The following is a 21,399-nucleotide window of genomic DNA, read 5'->3' as shown; positions in this document are numbered from 1 at the left end:
AAAATCCTTGCAGAGCAGTTAGCTCATTTCATTCGCTAACTGCTCTCAAACGGGCATCCGTGTAGGAGAAGGGAACGTTTGTGAACACAACATCCCTTCTCCCCACGCCCGTTCCAGCAAAAACCTTTTCCGACTACTGAACAGTGCAGGGGGCATAGGGGGGAGCGTAGCCCTAAATCTGCCTAAAAAAATATTTAACTAACGGATATCCATTACCATCTTGACAACATTCCCACATCGGAATAATGTTATATCAGAGCCTTTCACACAAAAAGCATCCCACCACGCATACAAAAAATGCACGTCCGCTTGTAAGCGCAGCGGCGCTTTAGGGCCACCGTCGTGCCAGGGCCGTGACAATGCCGCAACGGCAAAGACACACGAATATGACTGGGGTCGTAAGGACTTTTCTATGGATATGATGACGACGAAACAAGCTGCCGTTAAATGGGGCATTTCCGCGCGGCGCGTAACCGCGCTGTGCACAGAAAACCGGATTCAAGGAGCCGTAGTTGTCGGCAAGATGTGGCTTATCCCTAAAACAGCCCAAAAACCGGAAGACGGGCGATCCACTCGGTTTGAGCCACCAATGGATACCCCCGTCAAGCCCTTTCTGAAATGGGTGGGAGGAAAAGCGCAGGTTTTAAATGAGATCCGACAGCAGTATCCGGCAGAACTTGGAAGACGCATTACAAAATATGCTGAGCCATTTGTTGGCGGCGGAGCCGTCCTTTTTGACGTCATCAGCAGGCATAGAATACAGCATGCCTACATAAGCGATATAAACAAAGAACTTATCACAGCATATACAGCAATACGCGACAATGTCGATGACGTTATAAATGAGCTGCAGCGTCTTGAATCAAATTATATCTCAGCTGATAATGCGCTACAAAAAGAAATATATTATAAAAACAGGCAACGCTTTAACGATATAAAATTATTAAAAAATTCCACAATTGAGACTTCTTCTCTATTTATATTTCTCAACAAAACCTGCTTCAATGGATTGTACAGGGTCAATTCACACGGAAATTTCAATGTTCCACAAGGCAGCTACAAAAATCCAAAAATCTGCGATGTCAAAAACCTGCAAAAAGTTTCATCCCTGCTGCAAGGCATTCATATCGTCTGCGGGGACTACAAGCAATCCGGCACGTTCATAGACAAAAACACCTTTGCCTATTTTGACCCACCTTATCGCCCGCTGACAGCAACGGCAAACTTCACCGCCTATGCAACCAGCGGATTTGGCGATAATGAGCAAAGGGAACTTGCCCTTTTTATAAATGAGATAAGTGCGCGTGGAGCCCATATTGTCGCAAGCAACAGCGACCCCAAGAATGCGGATGTAAAGGACAATTTTTTTGACAATCTTTATGCAAAACACAAAATCATACGCATTGGCGCAAACAGGGCCATCAACTCTGTGGGGGGCTCACGTGGGAAGATAAGTGAATTGCTTATCTGCAATACTTAAAGCAATGTTACGTTAAATCTATTCCGGCTGCAGCAAAAGCAGACATCATAGCAAATATGCAATGCAGGACTAACAGACTGCTAAGTGTAGATAAAATATATTGTAATTTTGTGAATATACCTATTTCAAAGAGGGTTAAAATGCGAAATTTCGCGGAATGGTTTGAAAAATTCAAATCAAGCATTGCAGACTACAAATACTACACAGATTTTGAAAAAGTTTATAGAAATGTTGACAATATAAAAGTTGAATTAAATATTCTAAACTCCCTTATCGGGGAAAATGACATAGAGCTATGCTTTACAAATCTTGTACGCAGATATCCTGAAATAATAAAATGTATACCGCTTTTGCTCGCTGTTCGCACTAGTGAAATCTATGCCATTGATGATGATGGCGAATTTTTATATTCCTTCTCAAAAATGAATTATTCTTTAGAACAATATAAAATATTTATGCGTAAAACTGGACTATTCAGACTGATACAAGAGCATCTTGTGTCTAATCTTGTTGACTATGCTACAGGGGTTGAAACAGGGCTTGACAGCAATGGGCGGAAAAATCGTGGTGGCCACTTAATGGAAAACCTTGTGGAATCTCATCTGCGTAAAGCCGGCCTTGTTCGTGACGCAACCTATTTTAAAGAAATGACCATAGCTGCCATAGAAAAAAACTGGGGTATAAACCTAGCGACGTTATCCAATCAAGGCAAGGCCGTTAAACGATTTGATTTTGTCGTTAAGGCTTCATCGAACATATATGGAATTGAAACAAACTTTTACGCCAGCGGGGGATCAAAGCTGAACGAAACAGCTCGCAGTTATAAAACCCTAGCGCTTGAAGCTCAACACATTCCCAGGTTTACATTTGTATGGTTTACAGATGGGCGGGGTTGGCAGTCGGCGCGAAACAACCTTGAAGAAACCTTTGACGTCATGCAACATATCTATAGCATCGCTGATCTTGAAAATGGCGTTATGGGGAAAATATTTATATGACACTGAAAAAGTTTTGTCCTGACAACTTTGAACTGGAGATGAATACGGTATGGTCGTTTCCACAACGAGGAAACTGGGCCACACATGATGCAAAATATCGTGGAAATTGGTCTCCGTATATCCCGAGGAACTTACTCCTCCGTTATTCTGCAGAAGGAGATACAATTCTTGACCAATTCTCTGGTGGTGGAACTACTCTGGTTGAAGCAAAATTACTGCGTCGCAACATTATTGGAATCGATATAAATCCTAAAGCTCTTGAGAGGTGTAAAGAAAAAACGGACTTCGCGATGCCTGATGGTGGTAAAGTAAAAATTATTCACGGCGATGCCAGAAATATGCCTTTTATTAACGACAATAGTATAGATTTTATTTGTACGCATCCCCCCTATGCTGATATAATACACTACAGCGAAGATATCGATGGCGATATGTCTCTTCTTCCTGTTTCTGACTTTTTAGAACAAATGCAAAGAGTCGCGGCAGAAAGCCACCGCGTATTAAAATCTGGGAAATTTTGCGCCATTTTGATGGGCGATACTCGAAAAAAAGGCTGCGTTGTTCCCATGAGTTTTGAGGTCATGAAAATTTTTCAACAAGCAAAATTTACCATCAAGGAAATCATCATCAAGGAACAACATAACTGCAAAGCAACTGGCTACTGGAAAACTAACAGTCTTAAATACAATTTCCTTTTGTTGGCCCATGAATATCTGTTTGTTTTTCGAAAATAAATAATGCAATGTGCTGTATTGCCCTTTCTCATGCATGCGCAGCGTAAAATTTTCTGCGCGGGGCTGAGGCGCCAGATGCGCGTAAGGCTTCTCAAGCCGCCCCACTGGCGCGGCGGCCCGGGCTGTGCTAAGCTATACCCGTTATGGCGGCCTCATCGGCCGAAGAAAGGAGCAAAAATATGGGCAGCATTGTGGCCGTGTGCGTCAGCACGAAAAAAGGCGTGGCCAAAAAGCCCGTGGGGCAAGGCGTACTGGCGACGCAACACGGCATTGAAGGCGACGCTCATGCCGGACCCTGGCACCGTCAGGTGAGTCTGCTTTCCTGGCAGGCCATTACGGCTTTCAAGGCCCGTGGGGCCAAGGTGGCGGACGGCTGTTTTGGCGAAAATCTTATTGTGGACGGCATTGACCTGGCTGCATTGCCCGTGGGCACGCGTCTGGCCGGGCGAGAATTTTTGCTGGAAGTGACGCAAATCGGCAAGGAATGCCACAGTCACTGTCAGATTTTCCACACCATGGGCGAGTGCATTATGCCCACACAGGGCATTTTCACCCGCGTACTGCGCGGCGGCACGGTACGCCCCGGCGACAGCCTGGACATCCTGCCCGCCCAACCTGTTGTGGAGGCGCACTCATGACGGAAAGCACGCGCATGCTGTTGCGGTCTGCGGCCTTTCTGACTTTGATGGTGGTGATAGGCGTGGCCGGCATGGCCGTGTTTGCCCTGGTGGAACGGGAGCTCCACCCAGCCGTGGCCACAGGGCCGACCGCTGCGGGCGACAAGGCCGCTGCTGCCCCCGCAAACAACGCCCCCCACGTGCCGCGCGCCTTCGGCAATACCCAACGCGGCCTCATAGAATTTGCCAAAGCTCTGCGCCCGCAAAAACCCGCCGAGCCCCCTGCAGAAACGGCCCCACCGGCACAAAATGCCCCCATGGCCGCCCGCCCCAGCAGCCCAAGAGCAGTTAGCGAATGAAATGAGCTAACGGCTCTGCAAGGATTTTCTTGAAAATCCTTGCCACAAAATGCGAGAAGGCAGGCTTTTGCCTGCCGTAAGCGAGCATTTCAAGTGTTAAATGCTCTAGGGCAGATACCTTTAAAAAGTATATATTCTCAAAGGTTACGGCACGTTCGTTCCGAAGCGTTCCCGCGCAAAGACACAGCGCCTTTGTCCGTAACGTCCTTCGGCATAACGGCTGAAGCTACGCTTGCGCCTCCATGGCGGGCGTCCGCTTATGCAACCACTGGGCATTGCATCTCTGAAGAAATATATTTTCAAAATTTCAAGACGTGCATTCCGGCGTTGCACGGCATAAATAAACCGAACGCCGTCCTTGCCCGTATATCCCGTCGCAACGGGCTACCCTGCCTGTACGCCTCTTGGCGATCCGCCTGCCTGTGCAACCATGCCCCCTGGTAAAGTAAAATTGCCCTGGCTACGGGCAGCAGCGCCCAACACCCCTACCTCTCACACGCATTTCTCCCCTACGCCTTTTCAAAAGGCGGGGGCGGTCGCCAGTACCAGAACAGGGCCAGAAGCGGGACAAGGCCGGCCAACTCGGCCAGCTCACGCGGAACCACGTGGCCGCAGGCCCACCACAGGGCCACGCTGACCAGGGCGGCCCCCAGAAGCAAAGCCCACTGGCCAAGGCGCATGGGGCGGGCGACCCACTGAAAGTAGCCCACGGTGAGCAGAGCCACCCAGACCTTGGTGATGGTGAGGGAGAGCGCCGCGCCCTCCAGCGGCATACGGGGGATAAGCACAAAGCAGCAGATGAGATTGCAGACCAGGCCGCTGACGTAGAAGGCCAGGAGCAAGCGGTGACGGCGCATGCCGATCATGGCGTAGGCGGCCAGATTGTGAAGAAAAGCCGTGGCCAGACAGGGGGTGAGCAGGCGCTGGGCCGTGACGGCGCTCTGGTAGTTGGGGCCGTAGATGAGGGGCAGGAAGCGGTCGCTTTCCACACAGATGAGAAAAATGACGGGCAGGGCGGCGGCCCAGAGGGTGCGGGCGGTCTGCCCGGCCAGCTGGCTGAAGGCGGCTTTGTCTTCTTCCCAGTAGCGGGCCAGGAGGGGAAAGATGACCTTGCCCAGCAGGGCGCTGGAAACGAGCACGGAGAGACCTTCCACGGTTTCCCAGGCCACGCCGTAGCCGCCCACATCAGCATTGCCGCCGTACTGCTTGAGAAAAATGACGTTGATCTTGTTGTAAAACATGGCGCAGGCGGCCATACAGGTGAAGATAAAGCCGTTTTTCATCTGACGGGCCAGGTGGCGCATGTTCTCCCAGCCCACGCCGGCCAGGGGGTTACGGCGCAAGGCCGTCAGGGCAAATGCGATAAAAAGCAGGGATTCTATAGGCTTATAAAGGGCAATAAGCAGGGGCGGGGCATCAAAAAGTACGCAGCCGATGCCAAAGCCGATGCCCACCAGAGAGGCAGGCACGCGGATGCGCATTTCCACATCCTGGCGGCCGCGCGCCTGGCAAAGGGCGAAGAAGGAATCGCTGACGCCGTCCAGCCCCAGGCCCAGGGCAATGCACATAACCACCAGGCGCAGCTCCGGCGTATAGTGCTGCCAGCCGGTGACCAGCCAGGTGACGCCCAAGGCCGCCAGCAAAACCACGAGCTTGAGCCAGGTAACTTCGCCCAGCAGGGCGCGGGGGTGGCCTTCGCGCCGGGCGAAGGTGGAAAGCAGAAAATCGTTCAGACCCACGTCGGCCACGGTCTTGACCAGATAGCCATAGGTCAGGGCCAGCACTATCTGACCCAGCACGTCCGGGCTGTGCCGGGCCAGAAGGATGGTGAAGCCTGTCCAGGCCAGGTCGCGCGTCCACTGCGCGCCCAGAATATAGCCCAGCCTGCGAGGAATACTCTTGAGCTTCATGAACCGGGCTTACCTGCTCCCTTTGAACCGCACCACGGCCTTGAAGCCGGGCTTGAGCTCCAGCCCGGGATTGGGCACGGTGAGCTCAACGGTGTAGTAGGAGGGGTTTGCCACGCTCATATCACTGGAAACCCAGGATATTTCGTTCACTTTGCCCAGAAACTTTTTGTTGTTGAGGGAGGGAATTTCCACCTCCACAGCGTCTCCCTCCTTGATGGCGCTGATTTCGGCCTCGTAGACGGGCACCTGGATGAGCACGGGGTCCAGCTGCCCCACGCGGATGGGCGCGCTGCCGGCGGGCAGCAAGGTGCCGGCGTTGAGGGTGGTGTCCAGCGAGAGCACATAGCCCTCAATGGGGGCGGTGAGGGTGAGGGTAGCGGGCAGAATTTCGCCTTCGCGGATGGGTGCGCCAAAATAGCCCCCCAGCTCCTTGAGGCGGGCGGCAAAGTTGCTTTCAGTCTTGCTGATGGTGGTGCGCAGCAGTTCGATGCGTCGTTGCAGGGAGTGGACGTCGTCCTCCAGGCGGCTCAGAGCCTGACGCGACCCCAGGCCGGAGGCCACCAGCTGGCGGGTTTTGTTGCGCTGGGCCGAGGTTTCGGCCAGACGACGCTCCAGATCCAGCGCTTGCCCCTTGAGGTCTTCAGTGCCCGCGCCAGTGGTGACTTCGCGCTGCAGAACACGTTCCGCTTCTTCCTGCAGGTGGTAGCGCAAAAGAGGCGCGCCCTTGTGCACCGCATCGCCGGGCTTGACCAGCACCTGATCCACCACGGCGTTGAAGGGCACAGGCACGGCGCGGGTGACGGTGGTCACCACCTTGCCCGTGAGGATAGTGGCGCCATTGCCGATGGAAGGCTGCGCCTCGGCCGCGCTGACGGACGGTGCAGCCAGGGGCGCTGTCAGCGGCTGTGCAGACAGCAAAGCGGCCAACAAAAACACGGCCGGGACACGCACAAACGACAAGACGGCGCGGCGCGAGGCCGCACGGCAAAGAGTACGGGCACGCAGCATTACAGTATCTCCTTGGCGGGCAGCCCCAGAAAACGCTCCTGCAGCAGGTTGGCCACATACATCCATTCCAGACGGGCCAGGCGGCATTCCAGATCCGCCTTGATGTAGGCCACACGGGCCTGAACTTCCGCTTCATGCCGCTTGGCCACTTCCGGGAATTGTTCAATGCCTTCGTTAAACGAAATGTGCGCTTCCTTGTACTGCATGGCAGCGGTGTCCAAACGGGTCTTGGCCAGCTTCAGTTCGGTTTCGGCCAGAGACACCCGCTGTTCGGCCTGCAGCCAGTTGTTGGAGTAGTCCGTACGTTTGCGGGCCATCTCGTGGAAGGCCTGGGCTTTCTGCATGCGGGCGGTCTGCACGCCGCGGTAACGACGTCCCCAGTCCACCAGAGGGAAGCTGATGTTGAAATGGAGGAAGGTGTCTTCGCTGCCGCTGGCGGGCTGATACTGCCCGGAAGGGGGATTGTTGTTGAGGGAAAGGCTCATATCGGGCAGATACTGGGCCCAAGCCACCATAATGTTGTAGTCCGCCAGCTTGACCTGGCCGCGCAACAGCAGGTCGTCCTCAGTGGCGGGCCAACGATTGTCCCAGGTGAGTTTGCGGCCGTCAAAGCCCGCCAGGATGCCGTCGGCGCTGTCGGTATCCACATTAAGGCGCTGCTGCGGCTCCACGCCGGCCAGAATCTTAAGCTGGGTACGCTGCATGGTTTCACGCATGCGGGTCTGCTCCAGCATAAGTTCCAGCTCGCGCTGGTGCTGCTGGGCCAGGTTCAGCGAAACGCCCTGGCGGCCTTCCACTGATTCCACCTGCTGCCAGTAGTCCACCAGTTCCTTACCCAGGGGCAGCAGTTCCTGCTGGGCCTTGACAATATTGCTCTGGGCCTGAAGCTGCAGGTAGGCCTGGGCAATCTTGTAGATGGCCTCGCCCACGGCCTTGCGGTGAGTGGCAATGGCCAGGTTGACCATGGCCTTCTGCACCTGATGCTCAAAATAGGTGGCCACCGGATTGGGGAAGGCAGCGTAAAAGCCCACCTGAAATTTCGTCTGGCCGTAGTCGCCGGGCGTGTCCTTGTGGTCCATATTATAACGGGTGAGGTTGTTGGACACGGTAAGGGTCATACGCGGTTCGGGCAGGTACTTCCACACGGCGTTGGTCAGGGCCACGCGCTTAATTTCCAGCTCCACGGCGCTGTTGACCAGCAGGGGGGACTGCTGAATGGTCAGGAATACGCAGTCCTCAAAAGAAAAGACCTTGGAGGGGTCATAAAGATTGGGAACCGCGGCTTCCAGTTTGGCCTTGTTTTCCACGGGCACGCCCGGGGCCTCTTCCAGCCAGTGCCGGGCGGGCAGCTCCGGCGATTTGAGCCCGGCCTTGCTGGAGGCACAGGCGCAGAGTGCAAGGCTCAACGCCATAAGCAGCAGCAACAACGGCAAAGGCCCCGGTATGGTAGTGTGCGCACGTTGCATCTGGTATCCTTTGCAATAACACGCCGGACCTGGGCCGGGCGGATGGAAGGATATGGGCGAAAACGCGGCCGACATTGCCGCGTGCCTGCGCCCCCGCGTGAAGCGTCACGCAGAAACGCGAAATTGTATCAGGCCTCGCGGGCCGAACTCCCGGCCTCTGGCCGCAGACGGTCGAACTCAAGATGGTGCAGGGTCAGAAAGACCTGCCCTTCCGCGTCCCGCGCCTGGGCGTCAAAACGCAGCAGATTGGCGTCCGCCCAAGAACGCCGCAGCATGAGCCGCCAGGGCCCGACGGCCCCTGCCCCCCGCCAGCGGATAAAACCCGCCGCCGCCAGCCGCCAGCCGCGCAGCCCGGCGGTGGGGTCCACAACAGCGCCGGGCGCGCCGGCATCATGGGCAATGGCCAGCCAGGCGGCCTGCACCAGCCCCTCCACCACATGCAGAGCGTCAGTATAGCCGCAATCGTCGTGAGGAGCAATGGAGGTCGAACCCGCCGGCTGCAGGCCTGCGGCAAAACAATGGTCGTCCAGGGGCAGAAAATCTGTAAGTAACCGCCAGTCCGTCCCCAGGCCTGCGGCGTCGTAAAAAGCCGCGGGCGCTGCGCCCGTTCCCTGAGCCTCGGCGCGCGGCCAGAGCGGCGGCACGGAACCCGCCGCCGCCGCCAGCAGGGCATGGCCTTCGGCCGCCGGGACGTACTGGTCCGTATGACGTCCGTTGGACGTCAGGCCCCGCGTCAGCAGTTGCCCCCGGCACAGGCGGGTCATGACCGCATCCTGTCCCAGCCAGGGTTCAGCCTCCACCAGCACCCGACATTCACGGGTAATGCCCGGCGGCAACAGGGGCGAATCGTGAAAACGCAGGTCTGAAAAACCGCAGACCGTCAGCCAGGGCAGCAGCTGGCGCGCGCCTTCCAGCAAGGCTTCCAAAGCGCGGCTTACAGGCAGCCACGGCAGGTCCGGCAGACCGGCGGCCCTGGCCTGGCCGCAACCCCCGTGTCGGGACAGGGAGGGATCAGCGTAGCGCGAAAAATGGCAGGCCCCCTGAAACAGGGTGGCCGTGGCCCGATAGGCCGGGTGCGGATCGGGAAAGACCAGCGGAAAGGCCCGGGGCCGCTCCAGCAGTGGACTGGGGGCCCCTGTGTCCGGCAGGTCGGGCAACGTGCCCGGCCGCGCCCAGAGCACCCGCGCGGCCGTACCGCGCAAAAGCTCCCTGGCCAGCAGATCGCCCCATTCGTCCAACCCCGCCCGGCCCGTGTCCAGCAGGCGTATGGCCCGCACCGGCACAGAATCCCGCGCGCCCAGGGCCAGAAGGCGATCCTCCAGGGGCAGCAGCCCGCCGGCGTGTTCCGGCGTGGGCGCAAGGGCGGCGCAGCAGCAGGCCCAACGCAGGCCGTGGGGCCGGGCCGCCGTCCACAGAGCCGTAAGCAGGTCGGCCTGTGCGGCCCCTTGCTCGGCGAGGGCCGCCGTGTCCGGGGGGGGCGTCAGCAACAGGCCGTCCACCGTGCCGGCGACGGAGGCCAGGGCCTTCAGAGAGGCCGCCGCGACGGCGGGATCCGTCGCAACGCCGAGGGGGACGTCCCAGGGCAGCAGGCGCGCGCCCGCGGTCAAAGGGGCGCAGGCCGCCAGCAGGCGCGCAGGTACGGCCAGGGTCAGCCCCAGCGGGGCCAGGCCGCGCAGAAGGCGCGGCAACAGGCGGTCGTCCTCCAGCCACACGGCCAAGGTCTGCCCGCTTGCCAGCGGCAGGCCCGCGCCGCAGGGGTCCAGGGGCAAGGGGCGGAGCGGGGCGTCGCCTTCCGCCGGGGCCAGCCGCTGCAAAGGCGCAGGGCAGATTCTGACCGGACGGCGGACGGTTGCCGTGGGGTCGGGAGCCTGCCCCGCACCCAGCAGCCGGGCCAGGTCGCCCACCGTGACAGCGCGCAGCAGATCTTCAAAATTGACGCTGCGGCCCAAGACCTTTTCCAGCTCTTCCACAATGAGCGGGAAGCGACTGGAGCGCAGGGCCAGGTCATAGCGCAGGTCCATGTCCGGCCGCAGTTCCGCCACGGGGCGACCGCTGGCCCTGGACAAAACTTCCAGCAACGCGGGGGGGCAGTGCACGGCGGGGACGGGCTGGGCAGGGGGCGTGGCCGGGGCATTCGACCCCTCGGCCTCGTCGGGCCGGCAGACGCAGCAGGCGGCCTCCCGCGTGGCGCTCAGCGGGATAAGCCCGCAGTGGGGCAAAGGCCGCAAGGCGGCGGACCGGGGGCCGGCAGGGGCGGCGGCCATGCGGGCCGCAATGGCGTCGCGCCGCAAATGCCCCAGAGCATAAAGACGGGCGCAGACGCGCCGCAGGGCTTCCAGTTCGTGCCCCTTGCGGGAGACGGCCAAGCAGAGGGCGCGGGGCTCGTTATCGGCGACAAGGCCGCAGAGCGTGTCCTGCGGACCCAGTTCCAGAAAATGGCGTATGCCGTCGCGTTGCCAGATGGCCTGCACGGCTTCGCTCCAGCGCACGGCGTGTTCGTCCAGATCCGCAATATGGCGGCAGATGCCGGGTTGGTCCGGGGGGTAGAACTGTGTGGTCACGCAGCTCAGTGCGGGGCGACGGGGCGGGGCCATGTCCAGCGCGCCCAGACGGCGCAGGGAAAGGTCGCGCAGCACGCGCATGCCGGGATGGTGGAAGGCCAGACTCACGTTGAGCATCATGGCCGGGATGCGCCGTTTGCGCAGACTTTTGCGGGCTTCCAGCAAAACAGGGCGCGGGCCGCTCAGAATATACTGGCGCGGCGTATTGTAGTTGGAAATATAAAGATCGGGCCAGGCAGTATGGGCCTCGTCAATGACCGACCGCTCCGCGTGTACGGCCATCATGCCCGTGTCCGCGCCGGGGCGGGCCTCCAGTTCGGCCATGTGAGCGGCGCGGGTATCCAGTATGTACCAGCCCACTTCCGGCGTGTAGATGCCCGCCAGACAAAGGGCGATAAGCTCCCCCAGGCTGTGCCCGCAAAACAGGGCGGGGTTGAGCCCCAGGCTTTCCAAGACGCTCCACTGGGCCAGCTCTACCATAAAGAGATAGGGCGACTGCCAGCGGGTGCGGCTGATTTTTTCCACATCCGTTTCGTCCATGAGGCCCAGCACGTCCCAGCCCGCCACGGCGGCGATGCGGTCCATCATAGCCCGGGCCGCAGGCACATGGTCGTAGAGCTCCCGGCCCATGCCCGGCCACACGGAGCCAAGCCCGCAGCACATGAGGGCCAGAGGCGGCGGCGCGTCCGCCGGGGCAAGCCAGACGTCTTTTTCCGCCAGGGCCGCCAGCGTCGCGGGGTCGGGTTCGCCTCCCGCGAGGGGCAGATCCTGCCGCCAGAGGGGTGTGCAGCTGCCGAGCCGCCAGGTGCGCCCAGCCTCGCACAGATCCACATAGCGCACGCCGTCCAGCGCCAGTTCTGCGGCAGGGTCCGGGGCGGCGGGGGCCTGAACGGGACAATCCGGAGCGGCGTCCAGCCCGGAGGCTGCGTCCCCCGTGAGCGGCGATTGGGGTTTCTCGCCCCGTACGGCGGCGAGATTGGCGGTGGATTCTGGCGGATGCTGCATGCTGAACCCGGAGCCTGCGCGCCGGCAAAGCGCCCCTTGCGCAGGATGGTGGAAAGAATTATTTATATAAGGGTGACCAACAGGGCATGCTAGACTATCCAAACCCTCTTGTCCAGGCCTTTCCCCTTTGTCGGCCTGATTGCGGGCTTGCCGGACGCGGCCGGGGCCGCAGGACGGCACAAGGTTTTTGTATGCGCCTTCCCGCTTGCCATACGTGTCCGCTTTGGCTATGCTGTCTCCTTACAATAAATGGCGCTCGCTCTGCGCCCTAGGGGCTGCGGAGCTTTTTTTCGGATAACTTTGACGAGGACAAGGCATGAAGAACGACCATTCCTGTCAGGCCGGCAACGGGGCGAAGCCCGCATCCGCCACAGACGGCAACGCCACCGGATTCACCCGCATGCGTTCCAAACTCGCCTTTGATCGGCTGGTGGAAATGGGTGCCAGGATGGGGATGGAAAATCCTCTGTTTCTCTGCCACGAACGCGCGGCCAAGGCCACAACGCTTATCAACGGCAGGGAATATCTCAACTTTTCCACATACGACTACCTTGACATCAACGCCCATCCGGAAATTACCGAGGCGGTAACCAAGGCCGCCGCCCTCTATGGCACCTCTGCCGGAGCCAGCCGTCTGGTGGGCGGCGAACGCCCGCCCCACCGCGAGCTGGAGCGTGCTCTTGCCGAGCTCTACGGTGTGGAGGACTGCATCGTCTATGTAAGCGGGCACGCCACCAACGTTTCCACCCTGGGTTTTCTGTTCGGCCACCGCGACGCCATCTTCCATGACGGACTCGCCCACAACTCTCTGGTGCAGGGCGCGCGCCTTTCGGGCGCCACGCGCTACTCTTACGCCCACAACGACTGCGACGCCCTGGAAGAGCTCTTGCGCAACAAGCGCGCCGAACACAAACGCGCCATCATCGTTACCGAGGGCCTCTTCAGCATGGACGGCAACATTCCGGACCTGCCCCGCATCATTGCCCTCAAGAAAAAATACGACTGCATGCTGCTGGTGGACGAAGCCCACTCTCTGGGCGTGCTGGGGGCCACGGGCCGGGGCGCGCGCGAATATTTTAATATAGATCCCACGGACGTGGACATGTGGATGAGCACCCTCTCCAAGTCCATGTGCGGCTGCGGCGGCTTCATTGCCGGCAGTCACGAGCTGGTGGAGTTTCTCAAATACGGTTCGCCGGGCTTTGTTTTCAGCGTGGGCATGCCCCCGGTCATTGCCGTGGCCTGCCGCAAGGCGCTGGAAATTATGCTGCGTGAGCCGGAGCGTGTGCGCAACCTGCAGCGCATCTCCCAGTTTTTCATCCGCTATGCGGCGGAGATCGGCCTGGATACGGGCGCAGCCCAGGGCTATGCCGTGGTGCCCGTCATGGTGGGCGACCCGATGGTGGCGGGCTTTTTGTCCAACGCCCTGTTCAAACGCGGGGTCTACGTCATGCCCATCACCTTCCCGGCCGTCAAAGAAGGCACGGACCGTCTGCGCTTCTTCCTTTCCGCCGCGCACACCGAAGACCACATCCGCAGAGCGCTGGACGCCGTACGCGAAGCCATGCCTGAAGCCAGGGCCATTGTGGACGAATACAAACGCACCCACGCCGACGCGGCGGAGGGCGACTAGCCCCCTTGGGGGCAAAAATCTATGACAGGTCTTATACACAACGGTTCCACGACTGCGGCATCTGCCCCTTCGCGGGCGGATACCGTCGCGTCGGCGGGGCCTTTCTGCAAAACACCCCCTGCCGCGACCGACCAGGCTTTCCCCGCGAACGGCGCTGCAGCCCCAGTCCCTCCTGCGACAGGTCAAAGCTCCGACATCGGCGCAGGCCTGCCCCCGGTGGCCTATGTGCTGTTGTGGTTTCCCCTGTCTTCGGAAACCTTCATCTTTCGCGAGGTGGTACAGCTTCGCAAGCTGGGTCTGCCGGTGCACGCCTACACCCTGTACGGCGCCAAGCTGCGCGGCTGCAGCGAGGAAATGCGCCGCTACGACGGCCCGGTGCGTCGTCTGGGCGCAAAGGCCGCGGGGGCCATTCTGGCCGCATTTGTCACCGCCCTGTGGAAAGAGCCGCGCCAGGTCTGGCGGCTGCTGCGCCAGGGCTTTTTCCACCGCATGCGCAATCTGGAATCCCTGGGCGAGAATCTCTGGTGCTTTATGGCGGGCTTTTTGCTGGCCCGCTACTGCCGGGAGGACGGCGTACGTCTCATCCACGCGGCCTGGGCCAACGGCCCGGCCACGGCGGCCTGGGTGGCCTCGCGGCTCACGGGCATTCCCTTTGCCTTTACAGGACGCGCGGGCGACATTTATCCCGAAGACGGCCTCCTGCGTGAAAAATCCGCCGACGCCCTGTTCATCCGCACCAACAACCACACCAATGTGCGCTGGCTGCGCCAATTCTGCCCCCAGGAGCAGCAGGACAAAGTCCACGCCATCTACAACAGCCTGACCTTCACCCCGCGCGGGCAGTGCGCCATCGCCATGCGGCCCCCCTACCGGCTGCTGGCCGTGGGACGCTTTGCCCGCACCAAGGGTTTTCCCTATCTGCTCACGGCCATGGCCAGGCTGCGGCGTGAAAACGTGCCCGTAACCCTGACCCTGGTGGGCGACGGCAGGTGGCGGCGCAAGCTCACCGCCATGTGCGAACGCCTGCGCCTGCAGGATGTGGTAAACATGCCGGGCTTTATCCCCCACGATCAGATCTGCGGCTACATGCTGGACCACGACATCCTGATCATGCCCAGCGTGGTGCACACCAACGGCGACCGGGACGGCATCCCCAACGTGATCATGGAAGCCTTGTCGCACCGCATGCCGGTCATTGCCACCGACGTCTGCGGCATTGCCGAGGTGGTGGAAGACGGCGTGACGGGCCTGCTGGTGCCCCAGCGCGACGCCCGCGCCCTAGCCGACGCCGTGCGGCGCATGGTGGAAGACCGGGACCACGCCCAAAGCATGGCCGAGGCCGGACGGGAACGGGTGACGCGCATGTTTGACCGCGAGCGCAACATCGCGACCCTTCTTGATCTGTATGTCAGTGAAGGCCGCCGCTACTGGCAGGCCCCTTCCTCGCAGGCATGAACGCGCGGCCGGAGCTGTACCTCACCGTCAGCCTGGACGTGGAAGAAGAAGGCCTGTTCGGCGGGCAGTACGCCCGGCGAGGCTGCACCACCGCCAACACGGCCTGCCTGGAGCGCCTGATCCCCCTCTGCGACGTTGGCGTGCGCCCCACCCTGTTCTGCGCCCACAGTGTGCTTGCCGACCCGGCATCCCTGCCCATACTGGCCCGGCTGCGCGACCATTGCAATGCAGAAATCGGCGCGCACCTGCACCACTGGAACACCCCGCCCCTGGCCCTGCCCGGCACGCCGGAACCGCCGGATACGGCAGCGGCCGTGCCCGCCATTGCCGTGAGCCCGGAACTCATGGCCGCCAAGCTGGCAACCCTTATGGCCGTCGGCAGATCCTTTCAGGGCGCGCCCCTGACCTCCTTTCGCATGGGCCGGTGGGATCTGCACCGCGCCCACTGGCCCCTGCTGGCTCAGGCCGGCGTTCTGGCCGACGCTTCGGTGCGGCCCCTGCACTGTGCCCGCTCCCCCCTGCAGGGCCCGGACCACTTTGACGCTCCCACCGCCCCCTACTGGGCGCCTGTGGCGGACAAGGCCATATTTGAGCTGCCCCTTACGGTCACGCCGCTTGTGCAGGCGCTGCCCGGTCTGCTGCGAACCGCGCCAGGCAAGGCGGGCGTCGCCATGCGGGCGGGTTTCCGGCAGTGGGGGGCGCTGGCCCTTTTGCCCGTCTACCATCCACTCTGGGCCATGCGCCGGATCACCAGCCTGTTTGTGGCGCGGGGCGGGCGGGTCCTTTCCCTGACCTGGCATTCTTCTGAAATGATGCCCGGTGGCGCGCCCCATATGCCCGACGCGGCGGCCGTGGACCGCCTGCTGCACAAAATTTTGTCCTGGCTGCACTGGCTCAATGAACGCTACCAGGTGCGCTGTCTGACCCTGGACGAGCTGCGTCGCGCCATGGGCCCCACGGCCCCCACGCCCACGCCTCCGGCCGTGGGCGACTGGACCTGCGCGCCCCTTGCCTGACGTGCCCGCCGGGGCTATAGTTCTTCGCTGAACATCCTGTCGGCAGCGCGGCTTGCACTGTTGCCTCAACGACTGTGACAGACCGCTCTGCCGCACGGCGCACCACGCCCGACGCGCAGTGCCCGCACCTTTGGCTGAAGGCCCACCGCTCCCGCCCCATCACCCCAACCGCAGGTTCCCGCCCCCATGTCACAGACCGCCGCCGAATCCCGTCCGTTCCCAGAAGGGCTGCCCCACATAGCGTATGTGCTGCTCTGGTACCCACTGTTCACGCAGCCCTTCATTTTTCGGGAAGTGGAAGGGTTGCGGCGGCTCTTGCCGCTTTCTGTCTTTACGCTCTATGGCCGCAACCTGCGCCAGTGCTCCACGGAAATGCGCGCCGCCGCGGGGAGATCCTATGTGCTGGGCGCGCGGCGGTTGTTTCCTGTGCTGGGCGAGGTGCTGCGGCAAACCCTGCTGCACCCCCGGCGCACCTGGAAACTGTTGCGCCGCAGCGTGTGTCGCCGCTGGCAGAGCTGGGAAACGCTGGGCGAGAATTTCTGGGCCTTTTGCGTGGGCCTGTATCTGGGCCGCCTGTTTCAGGACGCGGGCATAGACATGATCTACGCCCCGTGGCCGCGCGGCACGGCTACGGCCGCCTGGGTGGCGGCCAGCATTACGGGGCTGCCCTTTGCCACGGCCGCCCGCGGCGACAACCTGGCCCCCGCGGACCCGGACCTGGGCGACAAGCTGGAAGCGGCCTTTTTTATCCGCGCCAACAACGCGGCGGACCTGGCCCGTATTGAAGCCTTTGGCCAGGGCCAGGCCAGCGGCAAGGTGGCTCTGGTCTACAACAGCCTTACCCTGCCGCCCGCCCCGCCGGAAAGCGCTCCCACTGACGAACCGACGCCTCCGGGGGCCGTCCGCCCCATGCCCCGGCCCGTGCGTCTGCTGGCCCTGGGGCGCTTCGACGTGACCAAGGGCTTTGACGTGCTGCTGCGGGCCTGCGCCCTGCTGCGGGACAGAGGCCTGGACTTCACCCTCACCCTCGCGGGCGGAGGCGGCGCCGTCATGGGCCTGGGCCGCATGTCCGCCCAGATCGTGCAGTTGCGCAAAGAACTGGCTCTGGAAAGCCGCGTCAACCTGCCGGGGCTCATCTCGCACAACGACCTGCCGCACATTCTTGAAAGCCACGATATCTTTGCCGCGCCTTGTATTGTGCACAAATCGGGCCGGCGGGACGGCATCCCCAACACGGTTATCGAGGCCCTGGCCTACGGCCTGCCCGTGGTGAGCACTACGGTCAACGCCCTGCCGGAGGTCGTACGCGACGGCGAAACCGGCCTGGCCGTCCCTCCGGGCGACGCCCCGGCCCTGGCCGAAGCCCTGGCCCGCCTGGCCGACGACGCCGACCTGGCCCGCCGCCTGGCCCGGAACGGCCGGCGCCTGGCTGAAGAAATGTTCGACCCTGAACGCAACAGTCGCCGCCTGGCGGACATCTTCATCACATATTACCAGAAGTGGCGGCAATCATGTGCGGCATAGCGGGCCTCTGCCAGACGGACGGCAGCCCCCTGCCGCAGGAAGCCGGGCCATGGGTGCGGGCCATGACCGACCGACTGGCCCACCGGGGCCCCGACGGTTCCGGCCTCTGGCTGGACGGCCCCGTATGCCTGGGGCACCGGCGGCTCTCCATCATTGATCTGTCCGGCGGCGGCCAGCCCATGCGCAGCACGGCGGGCGAACTTACCGTCACCTTCAATGGCGAAATTTATAACTTCGCGGAGATCAAGGAAGAACTCCTGACCCACGGCGCACGCTTCCAGACCAGTTCAGATACGGAAGTGATCCTCGAAGCCTACCGCCTCTGGGGGCCGGACTGCCTGGCCCGGTTTGACGGCATGTTTGCCTTTGCCCTCTGGGACGCGCCGCGCCGCCGCCTGTTCTGCGCCAGGGACCGCTTCGGCAAAAAACCCTTCTTCTATACCCTGCAGCAGGGACGCTTCCACTTCGCCTCTGAAGTGACCGCCCTGGAACAGCTGCCGGGCCTGGCCCTGACCCTGGACCCCACCGCTCTCATGCGCTACCTGGCCTACGAATACGCCCCCACCCCCCAGACCATGTACAAGGAGGTGGTCAGCCTGCCGCCTGCCCACTGGCTGCTGCTGGAGGAAGGCCGCCTGCGCCTGGAACGCTACTGGGACATGCCCGTGCCGGACGAAGACGAAACCCGCCCCGTGCCCGAACTGTGCGCAGAGCTGCGCCACCTGCTGGCCCGCGCCGTGCGGCGGCGCATGGTCAGCGACGTGCCCCTGGGCGTCTTTCTTTCAGGCGGCATAGATTCCACCATTGTGGCCGGGCTTATGGCCAGCCAGTCCGCCGTGCCTGTCAAGACTTTTTCCATCGGCTTCAGCGAGGCCAGTTACGACGAATCGCGCTACGCCCGCCTGGCCGCCGCCGCCTACGGCACAGAACACCACGAGCGCGTGCTCTCCGCCGCCCAGTGCGCCGACACCCTGCCCGAGATCATCAGCAGCATGGACGTGCCCATGGCCGACGCTTCCGTAGCGCCCACCTGGCTGCTTTCCGGCGTCACGCGCGAAAAAGTCACCGTGGCCCTGGGCGGGGACGGCGCGGACGAGCTCTGGGCCGGCTACGAGCACTACATCGGCTTCAAACTGGCGGAACGCTATAATGCCCTGCCCGCAGCGCTGCGGCGCGGCCTGGTGGAGCCCCTGGCCCGCCTGCTGCCCTCTTCTGCCGGCTACATCAATCCGCGCCTGGCCGTGGCTACCTTTTTGCGCGCGGCCGCCGCTCCGGCCTGGCAAAGGGTGCAGACCATGCTCACGGCCCTGGGCCCGGACACACAGGCCGCACTGCTCAGCCCGGCCCTGCGGGAACAGGCCCCCGATCTGCTCGCGCCCGAAAACCTCTTTGCCCCCACCCGCCAGGCCTATGAACACTGGCAGCCCCCGCAGGCCGCCACGCCCCTGGCCCGCGCCTTCCACGTCTATGTGCGGCAGTTTCTGCTGGACGACATCCTGGTCAAGGTGGACCGCTGCTCCATGCTCCACAGCCTCGAAGTGCGCGCCCCCTTTCTGGATAAGGACGTGGCCGCCTTTGCCGCGCGCCTGCCCGTGCGCTACCGGCTGCACGGCTGCAAACGCAAATGGCTGCTCAAAAAAGCCTTTGCCGACCTGTTGCCCAAAGAAATCCTGCACCGCAACAAACGCGGCTTCCAGATCCCCGTGGCCCAATGGCTGCGCGGCCGCCTGCGCCCCCTCATGGAAGACCTCCTGGCGCCCGACACCCTCACAGCTCAGGGGCTGTTCAACCCCACAGCCGTGCGCGGCCTTATGGACGCCCACCTCTCCGGCAAGGCAGACCTGCGCAAACCCCTCTGGACCCTGCTGGTCTTCCAACTCTGGTGGCACGCCCGCCGCAATGGCCGCGGGCCGGAAGTGTAGCGCTTTGCGGGGGGAGGGAAAGGCTTTGTGGGGGGAAGGGAACTTTTGCTCACAAAAGTTCCCTTCCCCCACGCCCCCATCCTTCAAAAAACTTTCTTTCCCGAAGGAATACGCCGGGCGTACCCTGCCCGAAACAAATCTGCATGGCAGATGACCACGGTACGGGCTTTTGCCACCCTGCACCTCCACATTCATGTCATGCCCCCCCGAAGGTTGCGCGCGGCTGCCCTGGGAAAGCGGGGGTTATGGGGGTTGTAGGGGGCCGAAGGGGAGGCAGCCCCGCCCCTGGCCCCCTGCCCTCGCCGGAGGCGGCCCAAACGCCATAAAAGAACCAGGCCGCCATGCCCGCAGGGCAACAAAAACTCCCGGTTGGGATACGCCTTTTTCTCCAGTTGCCACAGGGCAATAAAAATCCCGGCCTGGGTCCAATCATGCCTTTTCCCTGGTTGTCGCAACGCACCAAAAACCGACTCTCCCGCCGCCCCCGGCGGAACTCCCCTTTCCGAAGGAGCCCCCATGTCCTCATGTAATTTCCCCCCTCTGCGCCGCGCCGCCAAGGCCCTGAGCCACGAAGAAATCCTGGATATTTTGCGCGCAGCGCCCTTCTGCACCCTGGCCTGTCTGAGCCCTGTGGGCTATCCTTATGCCGTGCCGCTCAACTTTGTGCTGGTGGAGCCCGACGCCATTTATTTTCACTGCGCCACAGAGGGTCACAAGGTAGCGGCCCTGCGCCGCGACGCGCGGGTGAGCCTGGCCGTTATCGGCTATGAGCAGGTGGCGCCGGAGCGGTTCACCACCAGCTACGCCAGCGTCATTGTTTTCGGCAAGGCGGTGCTGGTGGAGGACCCCGAAGAGCGGCGACGGGCGCTGATGGCGCTGGTGGGCAAATATTCCGCAGATTTTTATGAAAAGGGCCGGGCCTATGTGGAGGGTTATCGTAAGCCCTTGGGCGTCTGGCGGGTGGATGTGGTCCATTGCACCGGCAAACGCAGCGGCACAGAGTAGCCCTGTCCGCAGGCTTTTGTTGCGGAGGTGAGGCATGTTGTGGGAATGGGCGGCGGCGGCCGCAGCGGTCATTGTGGCGGTACTGTTCTGCCTGCGGCTCACGCGGCAGGGTCTGGGCACGCTGGAGGAAGAGCGCGACCGCTGCCTGGAGCGCATCCGCGAAATGGAAGAGCAGGTGCGGGAAGACCAGAAAAACATGCCCTCCGGCGAGCATCTGCGCATTGTGCACGCCGCGCTGGAGGATTTGCTGCGGCAGGCAGGCGCCCCCACAGAAGACGGCCTGCTGGTGGAGATGGACGCGGCAGGCCAGTGCCTGGTCTGGCGCTTGCCCGGTCCGGACGGAAGGCCGGAGGAATGGCGCGTGCGCCTGTTTATGCGGGAACGCGAACTGCGCGGCACCCACAAAGTGGCCCACGGCCAGGCCCGCTGGCGGCTCAGCGGACCGGGCGTGGAAGAGGATTTTACGGACCTGGTCCAGCTCTTGCGCGCCTGCAACGGCCGTCTGGCACAGCGCACCCGCCCGGCCCACCTGCCGCCGCAGCCGGGGGCGGAATTGCCGGACCCGGTCAGGCCGGAGCCGCCGCACCTGGCCCGCCGTCTGGCGCGTCCGGGCACGCGCCGGAAGACGGAACGCCCCACCGGGGAGGCGGCCCATACCCCGCAGCAGGCCATGCCGCCGCAGTGGCGAGGCAAGCCGGAATAAGGA

Annotated in this window: 16 protein-coding genes; 12 read left to right on the top strand and 4 right to left on the bottom strand. The window is 61.9% G+C overall.

Features of this window, described 5'->3' with window-relative positions; translation table 11 throughout:
- The first annotated feature begins 412 nt into the window (after positions 1-412).
- From EB812_RS09180 to EB812_RS09160, 5 genes are all read left to right on the top strand, one after another.
- Positions 413-1,480 carry a Dam family site-specific DNA-(adenine-N6)-methyltransferase gene (locus EB812_RS09180; protein ID WP_130958144.1) on the top strand — a complete coding sequence of 356 codons (1,068 nt, stop codon included), beginning with the start codon at positions 413-415 and terminating at the stop codon, positions 1,478-1,480.
- 140 nt (positions 1,481-1,620) lie between these two features.
- Entirely contained in the window at positions 1,621-2,478 is an 858-nt protein-coding gene (locus tag EB812_RS09175) for a type II restriction endonuclease (RefSeq protein WP_130958143.1), read from the top strand.
- Entirely contained in the window at positions 2,475-3,212 is a 738-nt protein-coding gene (locus EB812_RS09170) for a TRM11 family SAM-dependent methyltransferase (protein ID WP_130958142.1), read from the top strand. The genes EB812_RS09175 and EB812_RS09170 overlap by 4 nt, the downstream gene beginning before the upstream one ends.
- Before the next feature lie 179 nt (positions 3,213-3,391).
- Positions 3,392-3,850 (top strand): MOSC domain-containing protein, encoded by a 459-nt coding sequence (locus EB812_RS09165; protein WP_130958141.1) that lies wholly within the window; start codon positions 3,392-3,394, stop codon positions 3,848-3,850.
- The gene (locus EB812_RS09160; protein ID WP_130958140.1) at positions 3,847-4,188 is read left to right on the top strand and encodes a hypothetical protein; all 342 of its coding nucleotides are present in this window, start codon (positions 3,847-3,849) and stop codon (positions 4,186-4,188) included. The genes EB812_RS09165 and EB812_RS09160 overlap by 4 nt, the downstream gene beginning before the upstream one ends.
- A gap of 509 nt (positions 4,189-4,697) precedes the next feature.
- Here the strand turns inward: EB812_RS09160 and EB812_RS09155 are convergent.
- The 4 genes from EB812_RS09155 to EB812_RS09140 all read right to left on the bottom strand — a co-directional run bounded on the left by EB812_RS09155 (position 4,698) and on the right by EB812_RS09140 (position 12,138).
- Complete coding sequence (locus EB812_RS09155; protein ID WP_118230379.1) at positions 4,698-6,098, bottom strand: oligosaccharide flippase family protein; 1,401 nt, start codon at positions 6,096-6,098, stop codon at positions 4,698-4,700.
- 9 nt (positions 6,099-6,107) lie between these two features.
- On the bottom strand, positions 6,108-7,106 hold the full coding sequence (locus tag EB812_RS09150) for an HlyD family secretion protein (protein ID WP_118230380.1): 999 nt from the start codon (positions 7,104-7,106) through the stop codon (positions 6,108-6,110).
- Complete coding sequence (locus tag EB812_RS09145) at positions 7,106-8,572, bottom strand: TolC family protein (RefSeq protein WP_118230381.1); 1,467 nt, start codon at positions 8,570-8,572, stop codon at positions 7,106-7,108. The genes EB812_RS09150 and EB812_RS09145 overlap by 1 nt, the downstream gene beginning before the upstream one ends.
- A gap of 128 nt (positions 8,573-8,700) precedes the next feature.
- Entirely contained in the window at positions 8,701-12,138 is a 3,438-nt protein-coding gene (locus EB812_RS09140; protein WP_130958139.1) for an acyltransferase domain-containing protein, read from the bottom strand.
- A 316-nt stretch (positions 12,139-12,454) separates the two neighbouring features.
- On the opposite strand from EB812_RS09140, the gene EB812_RS09135 reads away from it, so the two are divergent.
- From EB812_RS09135 to EB812_RS09105, 7 genes are all read left to right on the top strand, one after another.
- Positions 12,455-13,771, top strand: coding sequence for an aminotransferase class I/II-fold pyridoxal phosphate-dependent enzyme (locus tag EB812_RS09135; protein WP_118230383.1), 1,317 nt, complete (start codon positions 12,455-12,457; stop codon positions 13,769-13,771).
- A 195-nt stretch (positions 13,772-13,966) separates the two neighbouring features.
- Positions 13,967-15,226, top strand: coding sequence for a glycosyltransferase (locus EB812_RS09130; RefSeq protein ID WP_242621261.1), 1,260 nt, complete (start codon positions 13,967-13,969; stop codon positions 15,224-15,226).
- A complete protein-coding gene (locus EB812_RS09125) occupies positions 15,223-16,242 on the top strand; it encodes a polysaccharide deacetylase family protein (protein WP_130958137.1) in 1,020 nt (339 codons plus the stop codon). The genes EB812_RS09130 and EB812_RS09125 overlap by 4 nt, the downstream gene beginning before the upstream one ends.
- A 186-nt stretch (positions 16,243-16,428) precedes the next feature.
- Positions 16,429-17,766, top strand: a complete 1,338-nt coding sequence (locus EB812_RS09120) for a glycosyltransferase family 4 protein (protein ID WP_130958136.1) — start codon at positions 16,429-16,431, stop codon at positions 17,764-17,766.
- Positions 17,754-19,688, top strand: a complete 1,935-nt coding sequence (asnB, locus tag EB812_RS09115; protein WP_118230387.1) for an asparagine synthase (glutamine-hydrolyzing) — start codon at positions 17,754-17,756, stop codon at positions 19,686-19,688. Before EB812_RS09120 ends, asnB begins: the two co-directional genes overlap by 13 nt.
- A gap of 516 nt (positions 19,689-20,204) precedes the next feature.
- Positions 20,205-20,693 (top strand): pyridoxamine 5'-phosphate oxidase family protein, encoded by a 489-nt coding sequence (locus EB812_RS09110; RefSeq protein WP_130958135.1) that lies wholly within the window; start codon positions 20,205-20,207, stop codon positions 20,691-20,693.
- A gap of 34 nt (positions 20,694-20,727) precedes the next feature.
- Complete coding sequence (locus EB812_RS09105; RefSeq protein ID WP_207287359.1) at positions 20,728-21,396, top strand: translation initiation factor IF-2; 669 nt, start codon at positions 20,728-20,730, stop codon at positions 21,394-21,396.
- The last annotated feature ends 3 nt before the right edge of the window (positions 21,397-21,399 follow it).

Source organism: Desulfovibrio legallii, from assembly GCF_004309735.1.
Lineage (GTDB): Bacteria > Desulfobacterota > Desulfovibrionia > Desulfovibrionales > Desulfovibrionaceae > Desulfovibrio > Desulfovibrio legallii.
Note: the sequence above shows the minus strand (reverse complement) of the source record. Positions and strands in the feature narration are given on the sequence as shown.

Bases quoted from the DNA above. Each gene is read 5' to 3' on its own strand.
- EB812_RS09175 (WP_130958143.1), top strand. From the start codon at position 1,621: ATGCGAAATTTCGCGGAATGGTTTGAAAAATTCAAATCAAGCATTGCA.
- EB812_RS09120 (WP_130958136.1), top strand. From the start codon at position 16,429: ATGTCACAGACCGCCGCCGAATCCCGTCCGTTCCCAGAAGGGCTGCCC.
- EB812_RS09105 (WP_207287359.1), top strand. From the start codon at position 20,728: ATGTTGTGGGAATGGGCGGCGGCGGCCGCAGCGGTCATTGTGGCGGTA.
- EB812_RS09180 (WP_130958144.1), top strand. From the start codon at position 413: ATGGATATGATGACGACGAAACAAGCTGCCGTTAAATGGGGCATTTCC.
- EB812_RS09160 (WP_130958140.1), top strand. From the start codon at position 3,847: ATGACGGAAAGCACGCGCATGCTGTTGCGGTCTGCGGCCTTTCTGACT.
- EB812_RS09135 (WP_118230383.1), top strand. From the start codon at position 12,455: ATGAAGAACGACCATTCCTGTCAGGCCGGCAACGGGGCGAAGCCCGCA.
- EB812_RS09155 (WP_118230379.1), bottom strand. From the start codon at position 6,098: ATGAAGCTCAAGAGTATTCCTCGCAGGCTGGGCTATATTCTGGGCGCG.
- EB812_RS09150 (WP_118230380.1), bottom strand. From the start codon at position 7,106: ATGCTGCGTGCCCGTACTCTTTGCCGTGCGGCCTCGCGCCGCGCCGTC.
- EB812_RS09165 (WP_130958141.1), top strand. From the start codon at position 3,392: ATGGGCAGCATTGTGGCCGTGTGCGTCAGCACGAAAAAAGGCGTGGCC.
- EB812_RS09170 (WP_130958142.1), top strand. From the start codon at position 2,475: ATGACACTGAAAAAGTTTTGTCCTGACAACTTTGAACTGGAGATGAAT.
- EB812_RS09125 (WP_130958137.1), top strand. From the start codon at position 15,223: ATGAACGCGCGGCCGGAGCTGTACCTCACCGTCAGCCTGGACGTGGAA.
- EB812_RS09145 (WP_118230381.1), bottom strand. From the start codon at position 8,572: ATGCAACGTGCGCACACTACCATACCGGGGCCTTTGCCGTTGTTGCTG.
- asnB (WP_118230387.1), top strand. From the start codon at position 17,754: ATGTGCGGCATAGCGGGCCTCTGCCAGACGGACGGCAGCCCCCTGCCG.
- EB812_RS09140 (WP_130958139.1), bottom strand. From the start codon at position 12,138: ATGCAGCATCCGCCAGAATCCACCGCCAATCTCGCCGCCGTACGGGGC.
- EB812_RS09110 (WP_130958135.1), top strand. From the start codon at position 20,205: ATGTCCTCATGTAATTTCCCCCCTCTGCGCCGCGCCGCCAAGGCCCTG.